A 6,074-nucleotide genomic window follows, 5' to 3' on the forward strand; every position below is an offset into this window, starting at 1 on the left:
TATGCAGTTCGGACGCACTTACGAGGAATTCGAGGTCGGTGCGGTCTACAAGCACTGGCCCGGAAAGACCGTCACCGAATACGACGACCACCTCTTCTGCCTGCTGACCATGAATCATCACCCGCTGCACATGGACAGCAACTATGCGGAGAGGACCACCGATTTCGGCAGGAACGTCGTCGTCGGCAACTACATCTACTCGCTGCTGCTCGGCATGTCGGTGCCGGACGTCTCCGGAAAGGCCATCGCCAACCTGGAGATCGAGTCGCTGAAGCACGTGGCACCGACCTTCCACGGCGACACGCTCTACGGCGAGACGACGGTTCTGGACAAGACGCCGTCGAAGTCCAGGAACGACCGCGGAATCGTCTATGTGGAGACCAGGGGCTACAAGCAGGACGGCACGCTGGTCTGCGTGTTCCGCCGCAAGGTCATGGTTCCCACCGAGACGTACATCAAGGAGCGGGGCGGGGAACAGCCCGGCCGCCCGGAGCCCGACCAGCCTTCGCAGAAGAACGTGGAGAAGCAGCCATGACGCGACTCGCCCGGACGGCCGGACTCACCGAGGTCCAGCAGGAGATCCTCTCGACGGTCAGGGATTTCGTCGACAAGGAGATCATTCCGGTCGCGACGCGGCTGGAGCACCGTGACGAGTACCCCACCGAGATCGTCGAGGGGCTGAAGGAACTCGGCCTGTTCGGTCTGATGATCCCCGAGGAGTACGGCGGTCTGGGCGAGTCGCTGCTCACGTACGCGCTGTGCGTGGAGGAGATCGCCCGGGGCTGGATGAGCGTGTCGGGCATCATCAACACGCATTTCATCGTGGCGTACATGCTCAAGCAGCACGGCACCCAGGAGCAGAAGGACACCTTCCTGCCGCGGATGGCGCTGGGCGAGGTGCGGGGCGCGTTCTCGATGTCCGAGCCGGCGCTGGGCTCGGACGTATCGGCGATCAGCTCCAAGGGCGTGCGGGACGGCGAGGAGTACGTCCTGAACGGCCAGAAGATGTGGCTGACGAACGGCGGTACGTCCTCGCTCGTCGCCGTGCTGTGCCGGAGTGACGAAGGACACCCCGAGGGCACGGCCCCGCACAAGTCGATGACGACGTTCCTGGTGGAGAAGGAACCGGGCTTCGGCGAGGTCCGTCCGGGGCTCACCATTCCCGGCAAGATCGACAAGATGGGCTACAAGGGGGTCGATACCACCGAGCTCATCATGGACGGACTGCGAATTCCGGCCAATCGCGTACTCGGCGGCACGACCGGCCGGGGGTTTTACCAAATGATGGACGGAGTGGAGGTCGGCCGGGTAAATGTCGCGGCCCGTGGTTGCGGTGTCGCACAGCGTGCCTTTGAACTGGGCGTTTCCTACGCACAGCAGCGCCAGACCTTCGGAAAGCCCATCGCCCAGCACCAGGCGATCCAGTTCAAGCTGGCCGAAATGGCCACCAAGGTCGAGGCCGCCCATGCGATGATGGTAAACGCAGCTCGCAAAAAGGACTCCGGGGAGCGAAACGACCTGGAGGCAGGGATGGCGAAGTACCTCGCCTCCGAGTACTGCAAGGAAGTCGTCGAGGACGCCTTCCGTATCCACGGCGGTTACGGCTTCTCCAAGGAGTACGAGATCGAGCGCCTCTACCGCGAGGCCCCGATGCTGCTGATCGGTGAAGGTACCGCCGAGATCCAGAAAATGATCATCGGGCGCCGACTCCTTGAGGAGTACCGTTTCCAGGGTTGATTGTCCCTTTCGCGGCGATATAACCGCGAAGAAGATCACACCCTGTCATCCTCAACCGGTGCCTTCCAGACGTCCGACTCGGCTGCTGGCTTGCCCAGTTGCGGCCAGCAACCGATAACATCGCCGGAAAAGCCGCCGTCCCCCGTTGCCAGCGCGGCCTCATCCGCTACGAAGGTCATCCATGCCCGACAGCCATACTTCTGCCTCCCGCGGCCGGGTCCGCATCGCACGCGGAGCTTCGCCGTGGCTCCTTCCGACCGTCGCCACCGCCGCCCTCAGCCTGACCCGCGCCCGCCGGTCCGGGCGCTGGGCGGCCGTGGCCGTGCCCACCACCGCGCTCGCGGCGGGCATGCTCTGGTTCTTCCGGGACCCGGAGCGCGAGATCACCGGGGGGCGCGTCATCTCGCCGGCCGACGGCGTGGTGCAGAGCATCATGCCGTGGAAGGACGGGCGCACCCGCGTCGCGATCTTCATGAGCCCGCTGAACGTCCACGTCAACCGCGCGCCGCTGGCCGGCACGGTGACGTCGGTGGAGCACGTGCCCGGTGGCTTCGTTCCCGCCTTCAACAAGGAGAGCGAGAACAACGAGCGCGTCGTCTGGCACTTCGACACCGAGCTGGGTGACATCGAGATGGTGCAGATCGCCGGCGCGGTCGCCCGGCGCATCGTCCCCTACATCCCGCAGGGCACGAAGGTGGAGCAGGGTGAGCGCATCGGGCTGATCCGCTTCGGCTCCCGCGTCGACATCTACCTCCCGGAAGGTGTGGACGTCGCGGTCGAGGTCGGCCAGGCCACCACCGCGGGGGTGACTCGCATTGACCGTGATTGATCCCGACACCCAGGCCGGCTGGGTCCCCGAGGCCGAGGCGGAGGACGACGCCGAGGACATGCCGCTCTCGCTGCGGCTGTCGATAGCGGACACCCTCACCCTCGGTAACGCCACGTGCGGGTTCATGGCGGTGTACTTCACCACCACGGGCATCCTCATCCCGCACCTCACGGGCAGTGACGAGAGCGGCATGGCGCGGCACTCCGCCGCCACCGCCGTGATCCTCATGCTCATGGCAGCGGTCTTCGACCTGTTCGACGGACTCGTGGCGCGCAAGCTGCGTTCCTCGCCGATGGGCGCCGAGCTGGACAACCTCTCGGACCTGATCAGCTTCGGGCTCGCCCCGGCGTACTTCGTCCTCGTGTACGGCATGGTCGCGGACGACGCACACCAGCGGGTCTCGGCGCTCGCGGCGATCGTGGTGCTGCTGGCGGTGGTGCTCAGGCTTGCGAGATTCTCCTGCGTCACCCTGAAGGACGGCATGTTCCAGGGCATGCCGAGCCCCTTCGGAGCGCTCACGGTCATCTCGATCGTGCTCCTGGAGCTGCCCTTCGTACCGACGCTGCTCGCGATCATCGGAGTGGCGTGGCTGATGGTCAGCCGGGTCGAGTACCCGAAGCCGCGGGGCGTCCTCGCGGTGGCGATGCTCGGCTGGATCGTGGCGGCCATGGGGCTCCTGGCGGCGTGGGCCCTGGACGCCCCCGGCGGCCAGCTGCTCCTGCAGACCGGCTGTGCGCTCCAGGTGGTCCTGGGCGCGGTCATCCCGCTCTTCGCGACCGCCCGCCGGGTGAACACCTTCCGCGGCAACCGGCGCGAGGCGCGTGCGGCGCAGCTGCCGTAGCGGGCCGTACGAACGACACGAGGGCCCGGATGCCTCAAGGCATCCGGGCCCTCGTGCGTTCCCGGGCGCCTCCTTCCCGGGCCAATCCCCGCACAGCGCACATTCTTCCCCTCCTCGCGTCATTTATTTGAGCATGGAAGACGAATTCTTGCGCAGCGCCGTGGACTTCCTTGCGTCGGTGCTCCTAGCCTGTGGGACGTCCGAAGAGCCCCCACGAGCCGCAAGGACGACTTCGACGTGACTTCCCCACCCCGGCACCCCCTGCTCAGGCGGTCCCTATCCGCCTCCCTCTCGCTGGCACTCGCCGCGTTCGGCACCGCCGCCGCCGTGGTCATCTCCAGCGCGCCGGCCGCTCAGGCGGCCGGTGTCCCCGCCCCCTCGCCGCTCGCCGTTCCCGGCCGCGGCGCGACCGTCCCGTTCAAGGAACAGGAGGCCGAGTACGCGGCCACCAACGGCACCCTGATCGGCCCGAACCGCCTCTACGGCACGCTGCCCTCCGAGGCGTCGGGCCGGCAGGCGGTGACCCTGGACGCGGTCGGCGAGTACGTGGAGTTCACGCTCACCGCCCCCGCCGACGCGATGTCCTTCCGGTACTCGCTGCCGGACAACGCCGCCGGGACGGGCCGGGACGCCTCGATCGACGTACGCGTCGGCGGGGCCTCGCCCAAGGCGGTGCCGGTCACCTCCCGGTACGGCTGGTACTACGGCGGCTACCCGTTCAACAACAACCCGGGCGACACCAACCCGCACCACTTCTACGACGAGGCCCGGACCATGTTCGGGTCCACCCTGCCGGCCGGCACGAAGGTCCGGCTCCAGGTCTCGTCGACGGCGGACTCGCCGTCGTTCACCATCGACCTGGCGGACTTCGAGCAGGTGGGCGCGCCCCTCGCCAAGCCCTCCGGCGCGCTCGACGTCGTCGCCGACTTCGGGGCCGACCCGACCGGGGCCGCCGACTCGACCGCCAGGATCCAGGCGGCCGTGGACGCGGGCCGGACGCAGGGCAAGGAGGTGTACATCCCGCGGGGCACCTTCCAGGTCCGCGACCACATCGTCGTGGACAAGGTGACCCTGCGCGGCGCCGGACCCTGGTACTCCGTGCTGACCGGGCGCGACCCGTCCGACCGGAGCAAGGCCGTCGGCGTCTACGGCAAGTACGCCGGGAACGGCGGCAGCAGCAACGTCACGCTCAAGGACTTCGCCATCATCGGCGACATCCGGGAACGGGTGGACAACGACCAGGTCAACGCCATCGGCGGGGCCATGTCCAACTCGACCGTCGACAACGTCTGGATGCAGCACACCAAGTGCGGTGCCTGGATGGACGGCCCGATGGACAACTTCACGATCAAGAACAGCCGCATCCTGGACCAGACCGCCGACGGCGTGAACTTCCACTACGGCGTCACCAACTCGACGGTCACCAACACCTTCGTCCGCAACACCGGGGACGACGGGCTCGCGATGTGGGCGGAGAACGTCCCGAACGTGAAGAACAAGTTCACGTTCAACACGGTGGTCCTGCCGATCCTCGCCAACAACATCGTCACCTACGGCGGCAAGGACATCACCCTGTCCGACAACGTCATGGCGGACACCATCACCAACGGCGGCGGTCTGCACATCGCCAACCGCTACCCCGGCGTCAACTCCGGTCAGGGAACGGCCGTCTCGGGCACCACCACGGCCGCCCGCAACACCCTGATCCGGACCGGGAACAGCGACTACAACTGGCACTTCGGGGTCGGGGCGATCTGGTTCAGCGGGCTCAACGAACCGATCAACGGCAACATCGACATCTCCGACACGGAGGTCCTGGACAGCTCCTACGCCGCGATCCACCTCATCGAGGGCGCGACCAACGGGCTGCACTTCACCAACGTCAGGATCGACGGCGCGGGCACCTACGCACTCCAGGTCCAGGCGCCCGGCACGGCCACCTTCGACAACGTCACCGCCACCCACATCGCGCAGTCCAACCCGATCCACAACTGCGTCGGCAGCGGCTTCCAAATCACCCGGGGCTCCGGGAACTCCGGCTGGTACGCCGATCCGCCGGCCTGCACCGGCACCTGGCCGGACCCCGTGTGGACCAACGGCGGGGTGCCGGGAGGCGGCAGCGGCCCGACCGACCCCACGGACCCGCCGACCGACCCGACCGACCCGCCGGAGGAGACGGGCAACCTCGCCCAGGGGCGCAACGTCACCGAGTCCGGTCACGCGGACGTGTACGGCGCGTCCAACGCGGTCGACGGCAACGCGAACACCTACTGGGAGAGCGCCAACCACGCCTTCCCGCAGACCATCACCGTGGACCTCGGCGCCGCGAAGCCGGTCAAGCGGCTCGTCCTGAAGCTGCCCCCGTCGGCGGCCTGGGCCACCCGCACGCAGACGCTGAGCGTGTCGGGCAGCACCGACAACAGCACGTACAACTCCCTCAAGGCATCAGCGGGTTACACCTTCGACCCGTCGAGCGGCAACCGGGCGACCGTCACCCTTCCCGGCACGTCGGCCCGCTATCTCCGGCTGACGTTCACCGCCAACACCGGATGGCCGGCCGCGCAGCTCTCCGAACTGGAGGCCTACACCAGCTGACCCGCTCCGCACGGCACCGGCGGGGGGGGGGGGGGGGGCGGGGGGGGGCGCCCGGCCGGCGCCCCGCGCGGG

General features: G+C 67.9%; 5 protein-coding genes. All 5 read left to right on the forward strand.

The window, feature by feature from the left end:
- Position 1: 1 nt before the first annotated feature.
- The 5 genes from ABZ564_RS07220 to ABZ564_RS07240 all read left to right on the forward strand — a co-directional run bounded on the left by ABZ564_RS07220 (position 2) and on the right by ABZ564_RS07240 (position 6,002).
- Positions 2 to 535 (forward strand): MaoC family dehydratase, encoded by a 534-nt coding sequence (locus ABZ564_RS07220; protein WP_360850847.1) that lies wholly within the window; start codon positions 2 to 4, stop codon positions 533 to 535.
- Positions 532 to 1,737, forward strand: a complete 1,206-nt coding sequence (locus ABZ564_RS07225; protein WP_360850850.1) for an acyl-CoA dehydrogenase family protein — start codon at positions 532 to 534, stop codon at positions 1,735 to 1,737. The genes ABZ564_RS07220 and ABZ564_RS07225 overlap by 4 nt, the downstream gene beginning before the upstream one ends.
- Before the next feature lie 181 nt (positions 1,738 to 1,918).
- Positions 1,919 to 2,566: a phosphatidylserine decarboxylase gene (locus tag ABZ564_RS07230; RefSeq protein WP_018519860.1), complete on the forward strand. Its 648-nt coding sequence runs from the start codon at positions 1,919 to 1,921 to the stop codon at positions 2,564 to 2,566.
- Positions 2,553 to 3,407 (forward strand): CDP-diacylglycerol--serine O-phosphatidyltransferase, encoded by an 855-nt coding sequence (gene pssA, locus ABZ564_RS07235; protein ID WP_360850855.1) that lies wholly within the window; start codon positions 2,553 to 2,555, stop codon positions 3,405 to 3,407. Before ABZ564_RS07230 ends, pssA begins: the two co-directional genes overlap by 14 nt.
- A 237-nt stretch (positions 3,408 to 3,644) precedes the next feature.
- Positions 3,645 to 6,002, forward strand: coding sequence for a discoidin domain-containing protein (locus ABZ564_RS07240; protein WP_360850858.1), 2,358 nt, complete (start codon positions 3,645 to 3,647; stop codon positions 6,000 to 6,002).
- The last annotated feature ends 72 nt before the right edge of the window (positions 6,003 to 6,074 follow it).

Origin of the sequence: Streptomyces sp. NPDC019224 (genome assembly GCF_040632605.1) — a bacterium.
Classification (GTDB): Bacteria; Actinomycetota; Actinomycetes; order Streptomycetales; family Streptomycetaceae; genus Streptomyces.